Source organism: Streptomyces sp. NPDC026377 (assembly GCF_055567715.1).
The window spans coordinates 73,332-92,423 of the sequence record NZ_JBVHPV010000001.1 but is presented as its reverse complement, the minus strand read 5'-3'; the positions used below and the strand labels follow the sequence as shown (position 1 = coordinate 92,423).

15 protein-coding genes and 1 tRNA gene are annotated in these 19,092 nt (G+C 71.2%); 10 read left to right on the top strand and 6 right to left on the bottom strand.

The features are described from left to right. The first annotated feature begins 336 nt into the window (after nucleotides 1-336). The 7 genes from eno to ACZ4MU_RS00355 all read left to right on the top strand — a co-directional run bounded on the left by eno (nucleotide 337) and on the right by ACZ4MU_RS00355 (nucleotide 8,343). Nucleotides 337-1,626 (top strand): phosphopyruvate hydratase, encoded by a 1,290-nt coding sequence (eno, locus tag ACZ4MU_RS00385; RefSeq protein WP_467869195.1) that lies wholly within the window; start codon nucleotides 337-339, stop codon nucleotides 1,624-1,626. A gap of 99 nt (nucleotides 1,627-1,725) precedes the next feature. After that, on the top strand, nucleotides 1,726-2,202 hold the full coding sequence (locus ACZ4MU_RS00380; RefSeq protein WP_467869193.1) for an FtsB family cell division protein: 477 nt from the start codon (nucleotides 1,726-1,728) through the stop codon (nucleotides 2,200-2,202). 56 nt (nucleotides 2,203-2,258) lie between these two features. Next, nucleotides 2,259-2,795 (top strand): DUF501 domain-containing protein, encoded by a 537-nt coding sequence (locus ACZ4MU_RS00375; RefSeq protein WP_467869191.1) that lies wholly within the window; start codon nucleotides 2,259-2,261, stop codon nucleotides 2,793-2,795. Beyond that, nucleotides 2,792-3,706 (top strand): Ppx/GppA phosphatase family protein, encoded by a 915-nt coding sequence (locus ACZ4MU_RS00370; RefSeq protein ID WP_467869189.1) that lies wholly within the window; start codon nucleotides 2,792-2,794, stop codon nucleotides 3,704-3,706. The genes ACZ4MU_RS00375 and ACZ4MU_RS00370 overlap by 4 nt, the downstream gene beginning before the upstream one ends. A gap of 380 nt (nucleotides 3,707-4,086) precedes the next feature. Then, nucleotides 4,087-5,466, top strand: a complete 1,380-nt coding sequence (locus ACZ4MU_RS00365; RefSeq protein WP_358833757.1) for an NAD(P)/FAD-dependent oxidoreductase — start codon at nucleotides 4,087-4,089, stop codon at nucleotides 5,464-5,466. Nucleotides 5,467-5,673: 207 nt separating this feature from the next. Further along, on the top strand, nucleotides 5,674-6,969 hold the full coding sequence (locus tag ACZ4MU_RS00360; RefSeq protein ID WP_467869187.1) for a class I SAM-dependent methyltransferase: 1,296 nt from the start codon (nucleotides 5,674-5,676) through the stop codon (nucleotides 6,967-6,969). Nucleotides 6,970-7,068: 99 nt separating this feature from the next. Beyond that, nucleotides 7,069-8,343: a phospholipase D-like domain-containing protein gene (locus ACZ4MU_RS00355; RefSeq protein ID WP_467869185.1), complete on the top strand. Its 1,275-nt coding sequence runs from the start codon at nucleotides 7,069-7,071 to the stop codon at nucleotides 8,341-8,343. A gap of 76 nt (nucleotides 8,344-8,419) precedes the next feature. On the opposite strand, the gene ACZ4MU_RS00350 is transcribed toward ACZ4MU_RS00355, so the two are convergent. Both ACZ4MU_RS00350 and ACZ4MU_RS00345 read right to left on the bottom strand, forming a co-directional pair. Next, nucleotides 8,420-10,945 carry an ABC transporter permease gene (locus tag ACZ4MU_RS00350; protein WP_467869183.1) on the bottom strand — a complete coding sequence of 842 codons (2,526 nt, stop codon included), beginning with the start codon at nucleotides 10,943-10,945 and terminating at the stop codon, nucleotides 8,420-8,422. A 68-nt stretch (nucleotides 10,946-11,013) separates the two neighbouring features. Further along, on the bottom strand, nucleotides 11,014-11,784 hold the full coding sequence (locus ACZ4MU_RS00345) for an ABC transporter ATP-binding protein (RefSeq protein WP_467869181.1): 771 nt from the start codon (nucleotides 11,782-11,784) through the stop codon (nucleotides 11,014-11,016). 397 nt (nucleotides 11,785-12,181) lie between these two features. On the opposite strand from ACZ4MU_RS00345, the gene ACZ4MU_RS00340 reads away from it, so the two are divergent. Both ACZ4MU_RS00340 and ACZ4MU_RS00335 read left to right on the top strand, forming a co-directional pair. Further along, nucleotides 12,182-12,263 (top strand) — tRNA-Leu (locus tag ACZ4MU_RS00340). 464 nt (nucleotides 12,264-12,727) lie between these two features. After that, nucleotides 12,728-13,600, top strand: coding sequence for a Bax inhibitor-1/YccA family protein (locus ACZ4MU_RS00335; RefSeq protein ID WP_467869179.1), 873 nt, complete (start codon nucleotides 12,728-12,730; stop codon nucleotides 13,598-13,600). 122 nt (nucleotides 13,601-13,722) lie between these two features. Here the strand turns inward: ACZ4MU_RS00335 and ACZ4MU_RS00330 are convergent, their stop codons facing one another. Then, nucleotides 13,723-13,953: a DUF4287 domain-containing protein gene (locus tag ACZ4MU_RS00330; RefSeq protein WP_101388640.1), complete on the bottom strand. Its 231-nt coding sequence runs from the start codon at nucleotides 13,951-13,953 to the stop codon at nucleotides 13,723-13,725. 135 nt (nucleotides 13,954-14,088) lie between these two features. On the opposite strand from ACZ4MU_RS00330, the gene ACZ4MU_RS00325 reads away from it, so the two are divergent. Then, nucleotides 14,089-14,412: a hypothetical protein gene (locus tag ACZ4MU_RS00325; RefSeq protein WP_467869177.1), complete on the top strand. Its 324-nt coding sequence runs from the start codon at nucleotides 14,089-14,091 to the stop codon at nucleotides 14,410-14,412. 135 nt (nucleotides 14,413-14,547) lie between these two features. Here the strand turns inward: ACZ4MU_RS00325 and ACZ4MU_RS00320 are convergent, their stop codons facing one another. From ACZ4MU_RS00320 to ACZ4MU_RS00310, 3 genes are all read right to left on the bottom strand, one after another. Continuing rightward, nucleotides 14,548-15,339 carry a hypothetical protein gene (locus ACZ4MU_RS00320; RefSeq protein WP_467870555.1) on the bottom strand — a complete coding sequence of 264 codons (792 nt, stop codon included), beginning with the start codon at nucleotides 15,337-15,339 and terminating at the stop codon, nucleotides 14,548-14,550. A gap of 596 nt (nucleotides 15,340-15,935) precedes the next feature. Further along, the gene (locus ACZ4MU_RS00315) at nucleotides 15,936-17,156 is read right to left on the bottom strand and encodes an acetyl-CoA C-acetyltransferase (protein WP_467869175.1); all 1,221 of its coding nucleotides are present in this window, start codon (nucleotides 17,154-17,156) and stop codon (nucleotides 15,936-15,938) included. A gap of 389 nt (nucleotides 17,157-17,545) precedes the next feature. Beyond that, on the bottom strand, nucleotides 17,546-18,922 hold the full coding sequence (locus ACZ4MU_RS00310; RefSeq protein ID WP_365105764.1) for a cystathionine beta-synthase: 1,377 nt from the start codon (nucleotides 18,920-18,922) through the stop codon (nucleotides 17,546-17,548). Nucleotides 18,923-19,092 lie beyond the last annotated feature (170 nt).

Below are 19,092 nucleotides of genomic sequence, written 5' to 3'. Positions count from 1 at the left end.
GCCCGCACCACCAGGGGCGCGGGGAACTGCGCGCCAAGCCCCAGCCGGTCCGCGGACAAAGGCGCACCTAGGCACCCGAAGGGGCGCGGGGAACTGCGCGACCAGCCCCCACCGGGCCGCAGACGAATACGCACCGCATCCCGCAGGGGACCCGCACCGCATCCCGCAGGGGACCCGCAGGGCGCGGGGGTTTGTTTTGTTCGGGAACATTTTGCCCCCCGTTTCGTCCCACGGGCCGGTCGGTCGGCTGGTGGATGCCCCGGAGCCGGTTAGGCTCAGGGGTGCCGGACCACGCGGCCCGGCGTTTTCCGCGTCACATCCCAGAAGGAGATGCTCGTGCCGTCCATCGACGTCGTCGTAGCCCGGGAAATCCTGGACTCCCGAGGCAACCCCACGGTCGAGGTCGAGGTCGGCCTCGACGACGGCAGCACCGGCCGTGCCGCCGTCCCCTCCGGCGCCTCCACGGGCGCCTTCGAGGCCATCGAACTGCGTGACGGCGACCCCAGCCGCTACCAGGGCAAGGGCGTCGAGAAGGCCGTCCTCGCCGTGATCGAGCAGATCGGCCCGGAGCTCGTCGGCTACGACGCCACCGAGCAGCGCCTGATCGACCAGGCGATGTTCGACCTGGACGCCACGGACAACAAGGGCTCGCTCGGCGCCAACGCCATCCTCGGCGTCTCGCTCGCCGTCGCCCACGCCGCCTCCGAGGCCAGCGACCTGCCGCTCTTCCGCTACCTGGGCGGCCCGAACGCGCACCTGCTGCCCGTTCCGATGATGAACATCCTCAACGGTGGGTCGCACGCCGACTCCAACGTCGACATCCAGGAGTTCATGATCGCCCCGATCGGCGCGGAGTCCTTCTCCGAGGCGCTGCGCTGGGGCACCGAGGTCTACCACACCCTCAAGGCCGTCCTGAAGCGCAAGGGCCTGTCCACCGGCCTCGGCGACGAGGGCGGCTTCGCCCCGAACCTGGACTCCAACCGCGCCGCCCTGGACCTGATCCTGGAGGCCATCAAGGAGGCCGGTTACACCCCGGGCAAGGACGTCGCGCTCGCCCTCGACGTCGCCGCGTCCGAGTTCTACAAGGACGGCAAGTACGAGTTCGAGGGCCAGTCCCGCACGGCCGCCGAGATGACCGACTACTACGCGGAGCTCGTCGCCGCGTACCCGCTGGTCTCCATCGAGGACCCGCTCTTCGAGGACGACTGGGCCGGCTGGAGCACCATCACCGCCCGGCTCGGCGACCAGGTCCAGCTCGTCGGTGACGACCTGTTCGTGACCAACCCCGAGCGCCTCGCCCGCGGCATCGAGGAGAAGTCGGCCAACGCCCTGCTGGTGAAGGTCAACCAGATCGGCTCGCTGACCGAGACCCTCGACGCCGTCGAGCTGGCCCAGCGCAGCGGCTTCAAGTGCATGATGTCGCACCGCTCCGGCGAGACCGAGGACGTCACCATCGCCGACCTCGCCGTCGCCACCAACTGCGGCCAGATCAAGACCGGCGCCCCGGCCCGCTCCGAGCGCGTCGCCAAGTACAACCAGCTGCTGCGCATCGAGGAGATCCTCGACGACGCCGCGGTGTACGCGGGCCGCAGCGCCTTCCCGCGCTTCCGCCCCGCGAACCAGTAGGCACGGCCAGGGCCCACCGCCCTGTCGTACGTACGTCCCCGGCCGCGGTCCCGTACCGTGTCCGGGGACGTTGTACGTACGTGAGGGGAGCGGGGCGACATGGCCAAGGGCAACCGGGACCGGTTCTCCACCGCGGCCCGGCTCAAGGTGCTCGGCGAGCAGACCGCGGCCCGTGTCTACCGGTCGCAGAGCAAGCGCCAGGCACGCCGCTCCCGGCTCACCGGGCGGGCCGCGCTGCTCGCCCTGGTGATGTGCTCGCTGGTGGTGGCCCTCGCGTACCCGATGCGCCAGTACGTGTCGCAGCGCGGCGACATCGCCGAGGAGCGCCGCAAGGAGCACGACGCGGCCGCGCAGGTCGAGCGGCTGCGCGACGAGAAGGCGCGGCTCCAGGACGACGCGTACATCAAGCGGCTGGCCCGTGAGCACCTGCACATGCAGTTCCCGGGCGAGACCGGCTACACCGTGACCGACCCGTCGGCCGGCAAGGGCCGCCGCGACGGCAAGGCCGCCACCGGCCGCCCCTGGCACCAGAACCTCTGGGACGGCGTGGACAAGGCCGACCGCCCCGGCGACTGACGACGTGAACCGCCGGCGACCGATCCAGACAGACAGAGACTGAGACAGATACCGCGATGGAAACGCCCCCGCCCCGCACTCCCCGCACCGAGCCGACCGAGGCGGACATCGCCGCCTTCCAGGAGCAGCTGGGCCGCCCGCCGCGCGGACTGCGCGCGATCGCGCACCGCTGCCCGTGCGGCAACCCCGACGTGGTCGAGACGGCCCCCCGGCTGCCCGACGGCACGCCCTTCCCGACGACGTACTACCTGAGCTGCCCGAGGGCCGCGTCGGCGATCGGCACGCTGGAGGCCAACGGCGTCATGAAGGAGATGACGGAGCGTCTGGCGACCGACCCCGAGCTGGCCGCGGCCTACCGCGCCGCCCACGAGGACTACATCGCCCGCCGTGACGCCATCGAGGTCCTGGAGGGCTTCCCCAGCGCGGGCGGCATGCCGGACCGGGTGAAGTGCCTGCACGTGCTGGTCGGCCACTCGCTGGCGGCAGGCCCCGGCGTCAACCCGCTGGGCGACGAGGCGATCGCGATGCTCCCCGAGTGGTGGGCGAAGGGCCCCTGCGTCACCCCCTGCGTGCCCGGGGAGGACGGGAAGTGACCCGGGTCGCCGCCATCGACTGCGGGACGAACTCGATCCGCCTCCTGGTCGCCGACGCGGCCCCGGCCACCGGTGAACTCCTCGACCTGGACCGCCGGATGACGATCGTGCGCCTGGGCCAGGGCGTGGACCGCACGGGCCGCCTGGCCCCCGAGGCGCTGGAGCGCACCTTCGCGGCCTGCCGCGAGTACGCGGCGGTCATCGAGGAGTTCGGCGCCGAGCGCGTGCGCTTCGTGGCCACCTCCGCCTCGCGCGACGCCGAGAACCGGGACGCGTTCGTCCGGGGCGTGGTGGACATCCTGGGCGTCGAACCCGAGGTGATCACCGGCGACCAGGAGGCCGAGTTCTCCTTCACCGGCGCCACCAAGGAGCTGCACGCCGACGGCGACTACCTGGTGGTCGACATCGGCGGCGGCTCCACCGAGTTCGTGGTCGGCTCGCGCCATGTGCGGGCGGCCCGCTCGGTGGACGTGGGGTGCGTCCGGATGACCGAGCGCCACCACCCCGGGGACCCGGCCACGCCCGAGCAGATCGCGGCGATGAGGGCGGACATCGAGGCCGCCCTGGACGAGGCCGGGCGCACGGTCCCGCTGCGCGAGCCGCGCACCCTGGTGGGTCTCGCGGGTTCGGTGACCACGGTCGCCGCGATCGCGCTCGGCCTGCCCGCGTACGACTCGGCGGCGATCCACCACTCCCGTATCCCCTACGAGGACGTCAAGCGGGTCACCGAGCGCCTGCTGTCCTCCACCCACGAGGAGCGCACGGCGATCGGGGTGCTGCACCCCGGCCGCGTCGACGTGATCGCCGCGGGCGCGCTCGTCCTGACGGCCGTCATGGAGCGCACGGGGGCCTCGGAGGTCGTGGTGAGCGAGCACGACATCCTCGACGGAATCGCCTGGTCGATCGCGTGAAACCGGCTCCGGAGGGCCCCTGGCGGGCCCTCCGGAGCACCCTCCGCGAGAAAGTTCGTGAAGTTCTTCACAAGGAAAACCCGCTCGTCGGCCCCGAATGGGGGCGGTGGGCCTCTCTTCTGTAGGCCGCACGGCTCAACAGGGCGCGATCCAGGGGGTCGACCCGGTGTTACGAGCGTGTTTCCCGACCCAGTGGTCTAGCCCACGCGCGGCTGTGAGGGCCAGTTCAGGAGGGGTGAACAACGTTCTCCCCGGTACCTTGGTTCCCTCCGGCCACCATGACCTCGGTCACGTGGGCCGCGAAGTGTAGCAGAGACCCCGTCGGACCTTGTGAAGGGGCGCACGAGCGAGGCTCCACAGGGGGGTGGATACTCGATGGCATGAGCACCACGGAGCGTCCCCGAATCCTCGTCGTAGGCGGTGGGTACGTAGGCCTGTACGCGGCACGGCGCATTCTCAAGAAGATGCGCTACGCCGAGGCGACCGTCACGGTCGTCGACCCGCGGTCGTACATGACGTACCAGCCCTTCCTCCCCGAAGCCGCCGCAGGCAGCATCTCCCCGCGCCACGTCGTCGTCCCGCTGCGACGCGTCGTGCGCGGAGCCGAGGTGCTCACCGGCCGTGTCACCAGCATCGACCAGGACCGCAAGGTCGCCACGGTCTCGCCGCTCGTCGGTGAGGCCTACGAGCTGCCCTTCGACTACCTGGTCGTCGCCCTCGGCGCGGTCTCCCGCACCTTCCCGATCCCCGGCCTCGCCGAGCAGGGCATCGGCATGAAGGGTGTCGAGGAGGCCATCGGTCTGCGCAACCACGTCCTGGAGCAGCTGGACAAGGCCGACTCCACGACCGACGAGGACGTCCGCCGCAAGGCCCTGACCTTCGTCTTCGTGGGTGGCGGCTTCGCCGGCGCCGAGACGATCGGCGAGGTCGAGGACATGGCCCGCGACGCGGCCAAGTACTACACCAACGTGAAGCGCGAGGACATGCGCTTCATCCTCGTCGACGCCGCCGACAAGATCCTTCCCGAGGTCGGGCCGCAGCTCGGCAAGTGGGGCAAGGAGCACCTGGAGGGCCGCGGGGTCGAGATCTACCTCTCGACGTCCATGGACTCCTGCGTCGACGGTCACGTGGTGCTGAAGAACGGCCTGGAGGTCGACTCCAACACCATCGTGTGGACCGCGGGCGTCAAGCCCAACCCGGCGCTGGCCCGCTTCGGCCTGCCGCTCGGCCCGCGCGGCCACGTCGACACCGCCCCCACCCTCCAGGTCCAGGGCACCGACTACATCTGGGCCGCGGGCGACAACGCCCAGGTCCCGGACCTCGCCGCCCGCAAGGCCGGTGTGGAGAACGCCTGGTGCCCGCCGAACGCCCAGCACGCGCTGCGCCAGGCCAAGGTCCTCGGCGACAACGTGGTCTCCGGCATGCGGGGCTTCCCGCAGAAGGAGTACGCCCACGCCAACAAGGGCGCGGTGGCGGGCCTCGGCCTCCACAAGGGCGTCGCGATGATCGTCATGGGCAAGATGAAGATCAAGCTCAAGGGCCGTCTCGCCTGGTACATGCACCGTGGCTACCACGGTCTGGCCGTGCCCACCTGGAACCGCAAGATCCGTGTCTTCGCCGACTGGACGCTCGCGATGTTCCTGAAGCGCGAGGTCGTCTCGCTGGGCGCCATGGAGACTCCGCGCGAGGAGTTCTACGAGGCCGCCAAGCCCGCCCCGGCCCCGGCCGCGAAGGTCGAGGAGAAGGCGAAGGCCTCCTGACCCCGGTCAGCCTCCCCTAGCAACGCCCGAAGGGGCCGTCCGCCATCCGTGGTGCGGGCGGCCCCTTCGGCGTGCGCGCCCGGCGGCCCCGCCGCACGTCACCCCGGTACGCCCGTGGCGCCGTAGCGGGACGGCCGGTGCCCGGGGCAATCTTGTCCGGGCAAGGTGCTGGGCTCGCCGGGGACGACTTCACGGAAGGTGTGCGCCATGGCCGACGCCGCCACGCGGCTGACCGCTCTCGCCCGCGGACTCCTGGGCGAGGAGCTCCCGGTCCGCGTCCGCGCCTGGGACGGCAGCGAGGCGGGCCCGCCGGGCGCCCCGGTGCTCGTGCTGCGCCACCGCCGCGCCCTGCGCCGGCTGCTGTGGAAGCCGGGCGAACTGGGCCTGGCCCGCGCCTGGGTGGCCGGTGAGCTCGACATCGAGGGGGACCTCTACCGGGCTCTGGACCTGGTGGCCGGGCTGCTCTGGGAACGCGGCGGGCCCGCGGTCCGTCCCCTGCGCGATCCGGCGCCGCGGGCCGCCGTCCGCGAGCTGCTGCGGCTCGGCGGGCCCCTGCCGCCGCCCGCCCCGCCCGCCGAGGAGCTGCGCCGGCGCAGCGGCCCGCTGCACACCAGACGCCGCGACCGGCAGGCCGTCAGCCACCACTACGACGTGGGCAACGCCTTCTACGAGCTGGTCCTCGGCCCCTCGATGGTCTACTCGTGCGCCTACTGGGAGCACCCCGGCGCCACCCTGGAACAGGCCCAGTACGACAAGCTGGAGCTGGTCTGCCGCAAGCTCGGCCTCGCCGGGGGCGACCGGCTGCTCGACGTCGGCTGCGGCTGGGGCTCGCTGGCCCTGCACGCCGCCCGCCACCACGGCGCCCGGGTCGTCGGCATCACCCTCAGCGCCCAACAGGCCGCCCACGCCCGCAAGCGCGTCGCCGAGGAGGGCCTGGCCGACCGGGTCGAGATCCGGGTGCAGGACTACCGGGACGTCGGGGACGGGCCGTACGACGCGATCTCCTCGGTGGGGATGGCCGAGCACGTGGGCTCGGTGCGCTACCGGGAGTACGCGGACGACCTTTACGCCCTGCTGAGGGACGGCGGGCGCCTGCTCAACCACCAGATCGCCCGGCGCCCCGGGGGCGACGAAGCCGGCTACCACGTGGACGAGTTCATCGACGCGTACGTCTTCCCCGACGGGGAGCTGGCCCCGCTCGGGCGGACGCTGGCGACCCTGGAGGACGCCGGGTTCGAGGCGCGGGACGTGGAGGCGCTCCGCGAGCACTACGCGCTGACCCTGCGCCGCTGGGTGGGCAACCTGGAGGCGGACTGGGCGCGGGCGGTGCGGCTGACGAGCCCGGGCCGGGCCCGGGTCTGGCGGCTCTACATGGCGGCCTGCGCCCTCTCCTTCGAGCACAACCGGATCGGCGTCAACCAGATCCTGGCGGTGAAGACGGGCCGGGGCGGCGCCTCGGGGATGCCGCTGCGCGCGCGCCGGTGGGGGAGCCCGGACCGGTAGCGGGCGGGACGCGTTGATACCTTCGACAGGCCGGACGGGATCTTGCCGTCCGATTTGTCATGTACGTGCTATTCATAGCCCTATGCACTGGAGGCCGGTGTGCACCGCCACCGCAGAACCTGGCTCCTCGGCCTGGCCGTTGCCGTGATGTCCGTCCTCGCCGGGCCGGGCGCCGCTTCGGCCGACACCGTCGCGGTCACCGACGGGGCGATCTTCAACGACCCCTCGGGCACCACCGCCGACCAGGACAGGATCCGCGACTACGTCGTCTCGCTGGTCAACGATGCCCCCGCGGGCAGCACCATCCAGATGTCGATGTACACCTTCACCGACGACGTCCTGCGCACCGCGCTGATCGCCGCGAAGGACCGCGGCGTCGCCGTGAAGCTCGTCGTCGACTACAAGTCGCACAACTTCAAGCCCGACGGCGCCGAGCTGACCAAGGGCGGCGAGTACGAGAACCTGGCCGCCGCGCTCGGCACCGACCGCACCAAGGCGTCCTGGATCCTGTCCTGCCCGCAGGGCCGCGCCTGCATCGCCAACCGCAAGCTCAACTCCACCGACGACGGCTCGATCAACCACAACAAGTTCTTCCTCTTCTCCCACACGGGAGGCGCGGACAACGTCGTGGTGCAGACCTCGGCCAACATGTCGGGCACCCAGCGCACCGACCTCTTCAACAACGCCGTGACGCTCATCGACGCCGGTCTCTACGCCAACTACCAGGCGTACTTCAACGACCAGGTGGCGAACGGCTCGGCGGGCACGAGCAACAACTCCTACTACTCCACGCCCACCAGCTCGACCAACGCCAACTACAAGACGTACTTCTTCCCGCGCAAGGAGACGTCCGGCACCACCTACTCGACGGACCCGGCCACCGACACGGTCAAGCTGATCCTCGACAAGGTCGCCTGCTCCTCCACCCAGCACTCCGAGGTGCGGATGGCGGCCAACCTGTTCTACCGCGACCAGATCGCCACCAAGCTCACGCAGATGGTCGACGCGGGCTGCAAGGTGTACCTGGCGGCCGACGCCAACCCCCAGGGCGGCGGCAAGGACCCCGACGTCCCGTCGATGGGCAGGACCGTCGAGTCGATCCTGTCCGGGCAGCTCACCCAGCGCGTGGAGTGCTGGGAGACCCCGCCCGCAGGCCACACCGTCAACATCGGCGTCCACTCCAAGTACCTGCTGGTGAACGGCACGTACGAGGGCGTCACCAACGAGAAGATCGTCTGGACCGGCAGCCACAACTACTCGTGGCAGGCGCTGCGCTCCAACGACGAGACCATCCTGAAGATCAACGACGACGCGGTCTACGACCAGTTCAAGGCCAACCACGACCGGCTGATGTCGTACTGCGCCGGCAGCTGACGTACGCAGACGGAGACGCGAAGGGCCCGGGACGGCTGATGCCGTCCCGGGCCCTTCGCTCTTCTGCCTTCCGCCGCTACTCGGTCTTGATCGCCGTCAGCATGTTCAGACGGGCGGCGCTGCGGGCCGGCCACATCGCGGCCAGGACACCCACCAGGCCCGCGAGGAACAGGAACAGCGCGATCCGGTCCCACGGGACGACCAGCGCGTACGCCGGGATCGAGCCCTTGATGGTCTGGCCGATCGCCCAGGCCAGGAAGGTGCCGAGCCCCACGCCGATCACCGCGCCGAAGAGCGAGATGACGACCGCCTCCAGCCGGATCATGCGCTTGACCTTGCCGCGCTCCAGACCGATCGCCCGCAGCATCCCGATCTCCTGCTGCCGCTCGAACACCGACATGGCCAGGGTGTTGACGACGCCCAGGACCGCGATCAGCAGCGCCATCGCGAGCAGCCCGTACATGATGTTCAGCAGCGTGTTGATCATGCCGCCGAAGGTGTCACGGATGTCCTTCTGGTCCATGAAGCTGATCGCCGGGTTGTCGCCGAGGGCGTTGACCAGCGCCTGCTCGTTGGCCTCGGTGGCGCCGCCGTCCATCTTCACGTAGACCTCGGGGAGGTACGACCGGCTCTCGTGCGGGTCGAGCACCGTGGTCGCCACAAGGACCGGGGAAAGGAACTCCTGCTTCTTGAAGACCGCGCCGACGGTGAGCTTCGTCTTCTTCCTGTCGTCGAACTCGGCCGCCAGCGCGGTGCCCGGCTTCCAGCCGTGCTTCTTCGCCGTCTCGTCGTCCACGGCGATCCGGCCGCTGCCGAGGGTGGCGAGCGAGCCGGAGACCGTCTCCACGCGCAGCACCCGCTCGATGTCCCCCGGCGTCACACCGGAGACCTCGCGGTCGGAGCCGTCCAGCTTCAGGCTGGAGGACTGCTTCGGCGAGACCGCGGTGACGCCCCGGACCTTGCGCAGCTCCGGCACCACGGACTTGTCCAGGTCGCCGCCGTTCGCCATCGTGACCATGTAGTCGGCCCTGATGTTGTCGGTCGTCGTCTTGTCGATGGCCTTGCCGAGCGTGATGCCGAGCACCGAAAGACCGGTGACCAGGGTCAGGCCGATGGCGAGCGCGGAGGCGGTGGCGCCGGTGCGGCGCGGGTTGCGCACCGCGTTCTGCCCGGCCAGCTTGCCGGAGACGCCGAACACCTTGCCCAGCGCCGGGCGGACCAGCGCGATGACCGGGCGGGAGAGCAGCGGGATCAGAACGATGATGCCGACGAGCGCCAGGAACGCGCCGAGGCCGATCATCGCCTTGCCGTCCTTGCCCGCCGCCGCGCCCGCGAGGACCGCGCCCGCGCCGAGCAGCGCGATGATCGCGCCGATCGTGTTCCGTACCACCAGGGACTTGGCGGTGGGCGCCGCGTGCACGCTGTTCATCGCCGCCACCGGCGGGATCTTCGCGGCGCGCCAGGAGGGCAGCAGCGCGGCGATCAGGGTCACCAGGACGCCGACCGCGAGCGCCGCGATCACCGGGGTGGCCGTGACGATCAGGGAACCGGCCGGGATCTTCATGCCGAACGCCGACATCGCGGAGCGCAGCCCGGCCGCCAGGCCGATGCCCAGGCCGAAGCCGACCGCGGACGCGGTGACGCCGACCACCAGCGCCTCGGTGAGCACCGAGCGCCGCACCTGGGAGCGCGAGGCGCCGACCGCCCGCATCAGGGCCAGCTCCTTGGTGCGCTGGGCGACCAGCATGGTGAAGGTGTTGGAGATCAGGAAGACGCCGACGAAGAGCGCGATGGCGGCGAAGGCGAGCAGCGTCTGGTTGAGCGCGCTCAGGCCCCGCTCGATGTCGTCGGCCTCCTGGTCCGCGAGCGCCTGGCCGGTCCTGGCCGTGGCGTGCTCGGGGATCAGCGGGACGACCCGGTCGAGCAGCTTCCGCGCGTCGGTGCCGGGGGTGGCGGAGATGTTGACGTTCTCGAAGAAGCCGGGCTTGAGGTAGAGCTCCTGGGCGACCTTGGTGTCGAAGAGCACCAGGCTGCCGCCCGCGTTGACCGAGCCGTCCTCGGTGGTGAAGACACCGGAGAGGGTGTACGTCTTCACCGGCCCGTTGGTCGCCACCCGCACCCGGTCACCGACCGCGTACCCGCCCTTGGACGCGGTGTCCTCGTCGAGCGCGATCTGCCCGTCCCGCACCGGCCCGGAGCCGCTGGTGAAGGTGTACGCCGGGTCCTTGCCGTCCTTGCCCGGGGAGTAGTTGCCGCCCTTGTTGGCCCAGCCCTGGCCGATCAGCTTGCCGTGCCGGTCGGCGACGCCGGCGAACCCGTCGACGCGCCCGTTGACGGAGGCGACCCCGTCGAGGGCCTCGATCCTGCGGACGGTCTGACGGCTGACGCCGGGGTCCTTCTTGTCGTCGCCGCCGCCGTACGAGGTGACGGCGACGGCCACATGGTCGTAGCTCTTGGCCGACTGGTTCTTGAAGGCGCTCTTGAGGGTGTCCGTGAAGACCAGGGTGCCGGAGACGAAGGCCACGCCGAGCATCACGGCGAGCACGGTCATCAGCAGCCTGGCCTTGTGCGCGAGCACGTTGCGCAGGGCGGTCTTGAACATGGGGCTTTTCTCAGTCCTGGGGTGGGGGCCGGGCGAAGGGGCGAACGGGCGGGGGCGGTGCCCCGAGGTCAGCTGGTGCGGCCCAGCGCGTCGAACTCCTTCATGCGGTCCAGCACGCCGTCGGCGCTCGGGCGCAGCATCTCGTCGACGATCCGGCCGTCCGCGAGGAAGATCACGCGGTCCGCGTAGGAGGCGGCGACGGGGTCGTGGGTGACCATGACCACGGTCTGGCCGAGCTCGCGCACGGAGTTGCGCAGGAAGCCCAGGACCTCGGCGCCCGCGCGGGAGTCCAGGTTTCCGGTCGGCTCGTCACCGAAGATGATCTCGGGCTGGGAGGCCAGGGCGCGGGCCACGGCCACGCGCTGCTGCTGGCCGCCGGAGAGCTGGGTGGGCCGGTGGGAGAGCCGCCCGGACAGGCCCACCATGTCGATGACCCGCTGGAGCCACTCCTTGTCCGGCCTGCGGCCGGCGATGTCCATCGGCAGCGTGATGTTCTCGGCCGCGGTGAGCGTCGGCAGCAGGTTGAACGCCTGGAAGATGAAGCCGATCTTGTCGCGGCGCAGCTGGGTGAGCTGCTTGTCCTTGAGCGAGCCGAGTTCGGTGTCGCCTATGCGGACCGAGCCGGAGCTGAAGGAGTCGAGCCCGGCCACGCAGTGCATCAGCGTGGACTTGCCGGAGCCCGAGGGGCCCATGATCGCGGTGAACTCGCCCCGGTGGAAGTCGACCGTCACCCGGTCGAGCGCGACCACCTGGGTCTCGCCCGCTCCGTAGACCTTCGACAGCTCGGTGGCGCGGGCGGCCACCGCGGTGGCGCGGTGTGCGGTGGGGATGGTGGTCAACGGAAGGCTCCTGTCGGACGTGGTGCGGGGACTCCTCCATCCTTGACGCGGCCGGGCCCCGGATCGTCAGTCCCTGTGCCCGTTCGCGGGCCGTCTTGAGTCTTATGCGGGCGCCCCCCGCCTCCTCCTGCGGTATGACACCGTCCCCTAGGCGCCGCCGCCCCCGCCGGCCGTCCGCACGGCCCTCGGGCGGGAGTCGAATTCGCGTCATTCCGCTACGCACAGTCCGGCTGACCGGTATGCCTGCCAACCGCCTCCGGCATGTGCCGCAAGGGTTCTCGATCGGGCTGACGCCCACTCAAGCGTCAATAAAATAAGACAACATCGGCCATCGTCCCGCCGGGCGGGGGAGCCGTCCCGATAGGCTCTTCGGGCGAACGCAGGAACCGTGCGACCAGCCCGGATGGTGGAATGCAGACACGGCGAGCTTAAACCTCGCTGGCCCTCGGGCCGTGCCGGTTCAAGTCCGGCTCCGGGCACCTCTCACCCCCTCGGGGGAGAGCGTGGAGAACCGATAATTCGGTGGGCGGAACGACCGGACAGCGCTCCGTATGGCCGATTACCGGCGAATGACCGGTGCGTGGGTGAACGGTTTCCGCGCGCCCCCGGTACGGCCCACCGGCGCCACCCGGGAGCCACCCCACCGGCGCCACCCGGGAGCCACCCATCCGACGCCACCCGTGTGCCATCCCTCCGGCGCCCCGGAACCGCCCCGCCGAGGTGTCCCGCCCCGCCCCGGAGGTCCCGCCCGGCCCGCCACCCACCTCCGGCCGCCGCCGCCCGGGAACCGCCCGGACACCGTCCGTGGCACTCTTGTGACCGCGAGCCCCCTGGTGTACGTCCTGCCTGGCGAGGAAAGATCCTCCCAGAGCACTAGGGGATTGTTTTGCTTTCCCATTACCCTTGACATCAAGGTCGCACAGGGCGGCCATGGAGGAGTGAGATGAGGAGCAGCAACCCGGTCTTCTCGCGACGGGGGTTCAGCCGCGACAACGGCTACGCCGGCTTCAACACCGCGCCGCAGGCCGGGGGCAACCCGTACGCGCAGGCACCGACGAACCCGCACGCGACGAACCCGTACGCGACGAATCCCTACGCCCAGCAGGACACGCAGTACGGCGCCCCCCAGGCCCCGGCCCGCGGCACCGCGATGACGATGGACGACGTCGTCTCGCGCACCGCGATCACGCTGGGCACCGTGGCCGTCGCCGCGGTGCTCGCCTGGACGCTGCTGCCGGTCTCGTCGACCAGCTACGGCCTGGCGTTCGGCTCGGCCCTGGTGGCGTTCGTCCTGGCGATGATCCAGTCGTTCAAGGCGAAGCCCGTCCCGGCGCTGATCATCGGGTACGCGGCGTTCGAGGGCGTCTTCCTCGGCGTGATCAGTGAGATGTACAACGAGCGCTGGTCCGGCGCGCCCTTCCAGGCGGTCCTGGGCACGCTGGCGGTCTCCGGCGCCACCCTGTTCGCCTACAAGCAGCGCTGGGTCCGCGTGACCGCGCGGTACGCGCGCGTCGGTATGACCATCGCGATCGCCTTCGTCCTGGTGATGGCGGTCAACCTGCTGGTGGTCGCGTTCGGCGGTGCCGACGGCGGCGGCCTGCGCAGCTTCGGCCCGCTCGGCTTCGCGGTCGGCGTGCTCGCCATCCTGCTCGGCTGCTTCTTCCTGACGCTGGACTTCAAGCAGATCGAGGACGGCATCACCTACGGCGCCCCGCGCGAGGAGTCGTGGCTGGCCGCCTTCGGCCTGACCATGTCGCTCGTCTGGATCTACCTGGAGATGCTGCGTCTGGTGGCGATCCTCCAGGGCGACGACTGACGCCCGTCACGCAGTGCGAAGGGGCCCGTCCGGCGAGAGCCGGGCGGGCCCCTTCGCGTCCGCCCGGCAGCACTGCGCCCCGCCGGGGGTCGCGGCGGGGCGGAGCACAAAGGGGTTCCTTCCTAGAGCAGGCGGCGCGCGGCCCGCCTCAGGTCGTACTCGTGGATGATCGCCTTGGCGTGTCCGTACGCGAGGTCGTGCTCGCTGCGGAGCCAGCTGACCTTCTCCTCGAACCTCACGAGGGAGGGGCCTTCGTCGACGGTGCGGAGCCAGTCGGAGACTTCACGACCGGTGCAGTGGGGGATGCGGGAGAGCAGGTTGCGATGGGTTTCTTCGGAGAAGAGTTGGGACATCGGCGCCTCCGGACGCATTGCCTGGGGGTCCCCCCGCCCGGGCGGGGCCGGAACGCGGGGGACGGTCCTTCACGTCACCGTGCCTGAGCGTGCGCGCATTGGCAACAGTCCCGGGGCGGCGCGTAGGGTCGCGGCGTGCTTGATGTGACCCCGCTCCTCGCCGCCGTGGACCGCTTCGCCGACCGTCTGCGCGGCGCTCCCGAGAGCCGTCTGCGCCGCGGCGCGGCGGCCGAGGCACTCGCCCTGGCCAGGGAGTTGTCGGCCCGGGCCCAGCGCGCCGAGACCCCCGGCGCCGAGCCCCGCGTGATGCCGGACGCGGGGGCGTTCGCGGTCGCGGACCAAGTGTCGGTGGCGGGCCGCGATTTGGCCGAGGCCCTGCGCACGGGCGCGGCTCCGGCCGACGGACTGGCCGAGGCGGTGGGGCTGGTGGAGGGGGCGGTGCGCAGGGCGTTCGGCTAGGACGCGGCGGACAGAGACCCGGCACTGCCGCGCGACGCCCGGTCCGTGCGGCAGCTCGCGCCCCGCGTCGCGGCGCTGAAGGGGTAACGGCGCCGAAGGGGGGCCGCGCTGGAGCGGTGACCGGTCGCGCCGGGCCTACAGCGAGGCGATGACCCGGTCCGCCAGGATGTACACGCTCTCCTCGCCGCACGAGAACGTCAGGGCGTACGCGCCCGAGATGCCCGAGCCGCCCAGCAGCACCGGCGCCTCGCCCTCGCGCAGGGCCTCGGCCAGGCGCTCGGAGGTCTCGCGGTGGCCCGGGGTCATGCACAGCGTGGTGCCGTCGGCGAAGACGTAGACGTCGAGGGTGCCCAGCGGGCCCGGGCGGACGTCCGCGAGCGCCGTGCGCGCCTCGGCCAGCTGCTCCAGACGCGCCACCGTGGACTCGTGGTCGGCCACGACCGAGGTCTGGGCCGGGACGAAGTCGGGGTGCGAGGGGTGGCGGCGGCGGGCGGCGGCCAGCTCCGGGGAGTCCTCGGGGAACTCCTCGTACGGCTCGGGGGACAGCTCCACGCCCTCCAGACCGACGAAGTCGGACTGCCGGGGGAGGAACAGCGAGGCGTCCTCCCCGAGGCCGGAGAGGCCGCCCAGGAGCGACGGGGCGTCCGCCGCGTCGCGCGCCTCCTGCGCGGCCCAGAAGGCCCGCGCCTCGGCGAGCTCGCGCTCCCGCTCCTCGGCCAGCGCCTCGGCGACGGCCGCGCGTATCTCGGCGACGGGGGTCTCGCCGCCGCGCGCCTGGTGGGGCACGGTGGCGGCCGGACCGGCGTTCGTGGCCGCGAGGTCGGCGCGCAGCGCCACGACCTGCCTGCGCAGCCCGTGGGCGGCGTGCAGGGCAGCGGCGCCCACGGCCGTGGAGGCGGCCGTGGTCAGCAGCAGGGCAAAAGACATGGCGCTCACTGACTTACTCCCGGATTCAAACGATTCCCCGACTTCCTACATCAGCTTGTCGGGCGTCCGCTCCCCTTGTCAGTGCATTACGTCACGAAACGGACAGGTCTTTGTGCCTGAGGTTTATCCCCGCTCCCCCTGAAAACGCTGTGACCTGGGCGGATCTCTCTCCCTCGGGATATACGTCACATCCTGGGGGAGATTCGGTCACGAACCGGAAGCGGCGGGGGTGGAACGGTGTCCGGGGGCGATCCCGCCCCCGGCCGCCGAAGCCGCCCCCGCCGCAGCGTAGGGCTTCGTCAGCTCAGCCGCGCGCCGACTCGGTCGCGTTCGCTTCGCTTCCGCTGCGGGCAGGTGCCGCCCTCGTTCCTCGGGCGACCCCTACCCTCCGCTCCAGCTCAGCTCAGCCGCGCGCCGACTTGGTCGCGTTCGCTTCGCTTCCGCTGCGGGCAGGTGCCGCCCTCGTTCCTCGGGCGACCCCTACCCTCCGCTCCAGCTCAGCTCAGCCGCGCGCCGACTTGGTCGCGTTCGCTTCGCTTCCGCTGCGGGCAGGTGCCGCCCTCGTTCCTCGGGCGACCCCTACCCTCCGCTCCAGCTCAGCTCAGCCGCTCGATGACCATGGCCATGCCCTGGCCGCCGCCCACGCACATCGTCTCCAGGCCGAACTGCTTGTCGTGGAACTGGAGGGAGTTGATGAGCGTGCCGGTGATGCGGGCGCCGGTCATGCCGAAGGGGTGGCCGACGGCGATGGCGCCGCCGTTGACGTTCAGCTTGTCGAGCGGGATCTCCAGGTCGCGGTAGGACGGGATGACCTGGGCGGCGAACGCCTCGTTGATCTCGAAGAGGTCGATGTCGCCGACGGTGAGACCGGCGCGCTTGAGGGCCTGCTTCGACGCCTCGACCGGGCCGAGACCCATGATCTCGGGAGAGAGGCCCGTCACGCCGGTGGAGACGATCCGCGCCAGCGGGGTCAGGCCGAGCTCCCGGGCCTTGGTGTCGCTCATGATGACCAGCGCCGCGGCGCCGTCGTTGAGCGGGCAGCAGTTGCCCGCGGTGACCATGCCGTCGGGGCGGAAGACGGGCTTGAGGCCCTGGACGCCCTCCACGGTGACGCCGGCGCGCGGGCCGTCGTCCTTGCTGACGACGGTGCCGTCCGGGGTGGTGACCGGGGTGATCTCCCGCTCCCAGAAGCCGTTCTTGATGGCTTCCTCGGCGAGGTTCTGCGACCGTACGCCGAACTCGTCCATGTCCGCGCGGGTGACGCCCTTGGCGCGCGCCAGGTTCTCGGCGGTCTGGCCCATCGCGATGTACGCGTCCGGGACCAGGCCGTCCTCGCGCGGGTCGTGCCAGGAGGCGCCGGAGGACTCCGCGACGGCGGCGGTACGGGCCTCGGCCTCGGCGAAGAACGGGTTGTGGGTGTCGGGCATCCCGTCGGAGGAGCCCTTCACCGACCGCGACACCATCTCGACACCGGCCGAGATGAAGACGTCGCCCTCGCCCGCCTTGATGGCGTGCAGCGCCATCCGGGAGGTCTGGAGCGAGGAGGAGCAGTAACGGGTGATGGTGCAGCCCGGCAGGTGGTCCATGCCCATCTGCACGGCCACGATCCGGCCCAGGTTGTGGCCCTGCTCGCCGCCGGGGAGGCCGCAGCCGAGCATCAGGTCGTCGATGTCGCGCGGGTCGAGCTCGGGGATCTTGGCGAGGGCGGCCTGGATGATGGTGGCGGTGAGGTCGTCCGGCCGCAGATCCTTGAGCGAGCCCTTGAAGGCGCGGCCGATGGGGGAACGGGCGGTCGAGACGATCACGGCTTCGGGCATCACGGCTCCAGAGGCTAAGCGGGCGGGCTCTCTGGGAAGTTACCCGTACGTACGGGGTTGGTCATCGGTCGGCGCGTGTGACACGGGCCTCTTTTCTAAGCGCCCGCTCAGTCCCCTGCGTGGACGGGCGCTGGGCGAAGCCCCTTTTTGGCCCGGGGTGCGTCTGCGGGCCGGTGGGTGGTCGCTCGCGCAGTTCCCCGCGCCCCTGGGTGGGCTGTGGCTGAGCTGTGTTCTCCGGCTGCGGCCGACCACCGAGGGGCGCGGGGAACTGCGCGACCGGCCACAACCAGCCCGCAGGTGAAAAACGGCCCCCCGTTCCCCCGCCCCCGCCCGTCCGGTGGACAAGCAGAGGAGGGAGCCGGGGGGCCGCCCGGGCAAAAGGGGTGCGGCTACTTCGCCAGGAACGCCAAGAGGTCCTGGCGGCTCACCACGCCCGTGGGCTTCCCCTCGACCAGCACGATCGCCGCGTCCGCCTCCCCCAGCACCGACATCAGCTCCGCCACCGGCTCACCCGAGCCGACCTGCGGCAGCGGCGGGCTCATGTGCTTCTCCAGCGGGTCGGAGAGCGACGCGCGCTGCGCGAAGAGGGCCGCGAGCAGCTCCTTCTCCACCACCGAGCCGATGACCTCGGCCGCCATCACGTCCGGGTGACCCGCGCCGGGCTTCACGATCGGCATCTGCGACACGCCGTACTCGCGCAGCACCTCGATCGCCTCCCCGACCGTCTCCTCGGGGTGCATGTGGACGAGGGAGGGCATCGCGCCCTCCTTGTCGGCGAGGACGTCACCGATGCGGGCGGACGGGCCCGCCTCCTCCAGGAAGCCGTGCCCGGCCATCCACTCGTCGGAGAAGATCTTGGAGAGGTAGCCGCGGCCGGAGTCCGGGAGCAGGACGACGACCACGTCGTCCGGGCCCAGCCCCTCCGCCACCCGCAGCGCCGCCACGACCGCCATGCCGCAGGAGCCGCCCACCAGCAGGCCCTCCTCCTTGGCGAGGCGGCGGGTCATCTGGAAGGAGTCCTTGTCGGAGACCGCGACGATCTCGTCCGTGACCTCACGGTCGTAGGCGGTCGGCCAGAAGTCCTCGCCCACGCCCTCGACCAGGTACGGACGGCCCGACCCGCCGCTGTAGACCGAGCCCTCGGGGTCGGCGCCGACCACCCGTACGGCCCCGCCGGAGACCTCCTTGAGGTACCTGCCGGTGCCGGTGATCGTGCCGCCGGTGCCGACGCCCGCCACGAAGTGCGTGATCTTGCCGTCGGTCTGCTCCCACAGCTCCGGACCGGTGGTCTCGTAGTGCGAGCGCGGGTTGTTCGGATTGCTGTACTGGTCCGGCTTCCAGGCGCCGGGCGTCTCGCGCACCAGGCGGTCCGAGACGTTGTAGTACGAGTCCGGGTGCTCGGGGTCGACCGCCGTCGGGCAGACGACGACCTCGGCCCCGTACGCCCGCAGAACGTTGATCTTGTCGAGTGACACCTTGTCCGGGCAGACGAAGATGCACTTGTAGCCCTTCTGCTGGGCCACGATCGCGAGACCGACACCCGTGTTGCCCGAGGTGGGCTCCACGATCGTGCCGCCCGGCTTGAGCGCGCCGCTCTGCTCCGCCGCTTCGATCATGCGCACGGCGATCCGGTCCTTGACCGAGCCGCCCGGGTTGAAGTACTCGACCTTGGCCAGGACGGTCGCCTGGATGCCCGCGGTCACACTGTTGAGCTTCACCAGCGGGGTATTGCCGACGAGGCTGATCATCGAGTCGTGGAATTGCACCGTTGTCTCCGGGGTCTCCGTGATGGTCCCGCCAGCGTATGCGCACGGCGAGCGCCCGTTCACCTCACAGCGGGATTGAGCGACACCCGTCACCGGGCAGGTAGCTGATGTACGGCTCCAAGGAGGTGGCGGTGGCTGGGAGTGTGTCGACCGTGTCGGCCGGGATGTCG

Excerpts from the sequence above, each read along its gene's own strand:
- ACZ4MU_RS00365 (WP_358833757.1), top strand. The coding sequence starts at position 4,087 with ATGAGCACCACGGAGCGTCCCCGAATCCTCGTCGTAGGCGGTGGGTAC.
- ACZ4MU_RS00320 (WP_467870555.1), bottom strand. The coding sequence starts at position 15,339 with ATGTCTTTTGCCCTGCTGCTGACCACGGCCGCCTCCACGGCCGTGGGC.
- ACZ4MU_RS00330 (WP_101388640.1), bottom strand. The coding sequence starts at position 13,953 with ATGTCCCAACTCTTCTCCGAAGAAACCCATCGCAACCTGCTCTCCCGC.
- ACZ4MU_RS00350 (WP_467869183.1), bottom strand. The coding sequence starts at position 10,945 with ATGTTCAAGACCGCCCTGCGCAACGTGCTCGCGCACAAGGCCAGGCTG.
- ACZ4MU_RS00375 (WP_467869191.1), top strand. The coding sequence starts at position 2,259 with ATGGAAACGCCCCCGCCCCGCACTCCCCGCACCGAGCCGACCGAGGCG.
- ACZ4MU_RS00315 (WP_467869175.1), bottom strand. The coding sequence starts at position 17,156 with ATGCCCGAAGCCGTGATCGTCTCGACCGCCCGTTCCCCCATCGGCCGC.
- ACZ4MU_RS00380 (WP_467869193.1), top strand. The coding sequence starts at position 1,726 with ATGGCCAAGGGCAACCGGGACCGGTTCTCCACCGCGGCCCGGCTCAAG.
- ACZ4MU_RS00335 (WP_467869179.1), top strand. The coding sequence starts at position 12,728 with ATGAGGAGCAGCAACCCGGTCTTCTCGCGACGGGGGTTCAGCCGCGAC.
- ACZ4MU_RS00360 (WP_467869187.1), top strand. The coding sequence starts at position 5,674 with ATGGCCGACGCCGCCACGCGGCTGACCGCTCTCGCCCGCGGACTCCTG.